The sequence below is a fragment of the Kitasatospora sp. NPDC057512 genome (assembly GCF_042802135.1).
GTDB lineage: Bacteria > Actinomycetota > Actinomycetes > Streptomycetales > Streptomycetaceae > Kitasatospora.
On record NZ_JBHVET010000941.1, the window covers coordinates 1 to 2,700 of the forward strand.

Consider the following 2,700-nt stretch of genomic DNA (forward strand, 5'->3'; position numbering starts at 1 on the left):
GCTGTGGGCGCGGACGGTTTCGAACCGCCGACATCTGCTTTGTAAGCTCGTTCGACCTTTCGGGCCGGCTCAGCGAAGCCTCGCGCCCCTCCCGACAAGCGGGCGCTGGCGGCCTTCCCTGCCGTTTCATGTCCGTCGGTGTTGCCGTCAGGATCTGCCGCCAGCGAGGACCAGGACGTCCCAACCATCGGGTGCGGCCTGACGATCAGTCACTCATCGGACTATCGACTTGACGTATCGTCCGATCATGAGTCACGCTCCTCCTGCGTCGAACCGCGTCAGTGCGACGTACGACACCTGGACTCCCAAATCCGGGTGGCCCCACTGGGGCACTGCGACCCGACCGGCAATCCGGGCGGTGAATGTTCGTACTGCTGCACGACGTGGCAGGCGCCACGGAGCACACCCCGTCAGGCGACGGCAGTTCCCTCCGTGGGCGGACGACACTTCTGGCCTTCCGGCGTCGCGCCGCTAAAGCCGCGCAGCAACTCGGCTGCACGGCGGTGTCACGATGGGCACACCCAGTGACCGAGCACATTCCCCTCTTCCGCGAACCGCACAACCTCCGGCCCCACATCGAGCTCCCCGCCCAGTCGGATCACGACCTCGAGGCTCTCAGCATCACCCGCCGGCCCCTGCCCCTGCCGGAGATGCCGGCCACCGCCGCACTGCGGAAGGTCGCCATGCGGCTGGAGAGGAACCCGCGCACCAACCTCGACGAGGACGCCCAAAAGGCCGCAGCGGCCCTGCAGGTCGAACCCGAACGGGCCGCCCTGCTGGTCACCGCACAGCCCAACGGCGTCTCGCTGCTCAGCGAGGTAGCCGTTCCGGGCGGCGCCCTGGACGTGATCGAATGCCGGGCCTGGGCCCGGATGCTGTTCCCGCTGTATCAGCCGCGCATCGCCGCCCTCTCCCTGTCCGTGCCGGCGCCCCGCCTGCTGGACGAACACGACGGGAACGGTCACCCGCTCGCACAGGCCCGGTGCGAGTTCTCCTCCCCGAAGGAGCTCGCCGAGCTGGTCCGCGAGACGGTGGTCAGCACGCTGAACACCCCGAAGTCCGACTACTCGGACTCGATCATGCAGCGCGGCGTGTCCGAGCCGCTCCTGGTCATCCTGGTCAGGGTCACCTTCACCGACGGCTCGCCCTCCCGTGTGCTGCCCGTCGTCGTGGACGGCATCTCCCGGCTCTCCTCCGCCGCGAAGACCCGCACCGCGCGGAGCAACGAGGGCACCGGCGACGCCGTGGTCGAGGACCTCCTGCGCGACCCCAACAGCCTGCGCCGCGCGGTGCGGGACGAGGTCGTCACCTACAACACCGCCTACCAGCGCGGGCTGACCGACCAGGTCGTCCGCGTCGGCCAGGCCACGACCGTGCCCATCCGCCTGGTCGTCGGCGCCCACAACGGCAACACCCCGGAGGCCGGCCAGTGACCACGCAGACCACGACCGCGAACCCGCTCGCCCCGGAGAGCACCTTCTCCTTCGTCACGATGGTGGAGAACCTCGTCGCCGGCGAGCACCTCGAGAAGAACCCCTGGACCCAGGACGCGATGTGGCACAACATCGCCAACCAGGTCATCGACGGGCTCGTCGCCCGCGGCGTGCTGACGCGGAGCCAGGGCGACATCATCACCGGGGTCACGCCGCTCGCCGAGCTCCCCGACCTGATCGGCTGCCCCGACGCTTCCCCCATCTGGCGCGCGATCTACACCACCCAGCGCCTCGCCAGCGGTGCCGCGTTCCGCGCGGCCAAGGCCGAGATCCGCAACATCATGGCCCGCCGTGCCGTGACGACCAAGCAGTTCAGCTTCATGCTCGGCGTCATCGTCGACCGGGACATCCGCAGGTCCAAGAGCCGCAAGGAGAAGGGCACCCACAAGCCCGCCTCCCTGCAGACCGCCCGCAACGCCTTCGGGGACGGCGGCTACCTCATCGAAACCGTGACTGCCGCCGCCTGGACGCCGATCTACAAGGCGCCCACCGAGCTGCTGGAGCTGGCGCTCGCTGGTGACACCGCGGCCCGAACCACGCTGATGATCGGCGGCGGATACGCCCTGATCATGGACGGCTACCTCACCCGCGACCGCGAGTCCAAGTTCTACGAGGGCACCACCCCCTACCGCGGCATCCCGCCGGTGATCCTCAGCGACTTGGCGAGCCACCCCCACGGCCTGCGCATGCTCGCCACCGCGTGGTCGGGGTGGGACCCTGAGCGGCCCACCCACGAGTACAACATCCCCGACATCAACGAGGACGGCAGCGTCGTCATCACGGGGTCGACCGTCGAAACCCGCCAGGCGATGCGGCTGACCGAACACCGGCTCTTCGAGATCGCCAGCCCCAGCAAGGTGATGGCCGGGTTCCTCAAGCAGCAGGAGAACCGCCGCAGCCGGAGCGCCGACAGCCCCGAGGACCGCGACCGCGACAACCGGGACCGTCTCACGGTCGCCCTGGAGATCGCCATGGAGGCCGCCACCGAGCTCAGCGCATCCACCGTCCCGCCGCCGCCTCACCCCTTCGGCACCCACGACGAGTGGACGAAGGCTCGGGATGCCGCACTCCAGGTGTATGCCACGCTCGTGAAGAACGAGCCCGACGCCCAAGCCGGATTCATCGACAGTGATGACCCGGACAGCGACGAGGACGAGTCGTACTAGCCGCAGGACTCAGCGCTTGTTGACCACGCGCCGGCCGGCAC

General features: G+C 69.2%; 2 protein-coding genes. Both read left to right on the top strand.

Features of this window, described 5'->3' with window-relative positions:
* Window positions 1-650 precede the first annotated feature (650 nt).
* The gene (locus ACFU6K_RS35995; protein WP_380670394.1) at window positions 651-1,433 is read left to right on the top strand and encodes a hypothetical protein; all 783 of its coding nucleotides are present in this window, start codon (window positions 651-653) and stop codon (window positions 1,431-1,433) included.
* Window positions 1,430-2,659, top strand: a complete 1,230-nt coding sequence (locus ACFU6K_RS36000) for a hypothetical protein (protein ID WP_380670396.1) — start codon at window positions 1,430-1,432, stop codon at window positions 2,657-2,659. Before ACFU6K_RS35995 ends, ACFU6K_RS36000 begins: the two co-directional genes overlap by 4 nt.
* Window positions 2,660-2,700 lie beyond the last annotated feature (41 nt).

What these genes read in the sequence shown, in the direction of transcription:
- ACFU6K_RS35995 (WP_380670394.1), top strand. Translation starts at nt 651, where the DNA reads ATGCCGGCCACCGCCGCACTGCGGAAGGTCGCCATGCGGCTGGAGAGG.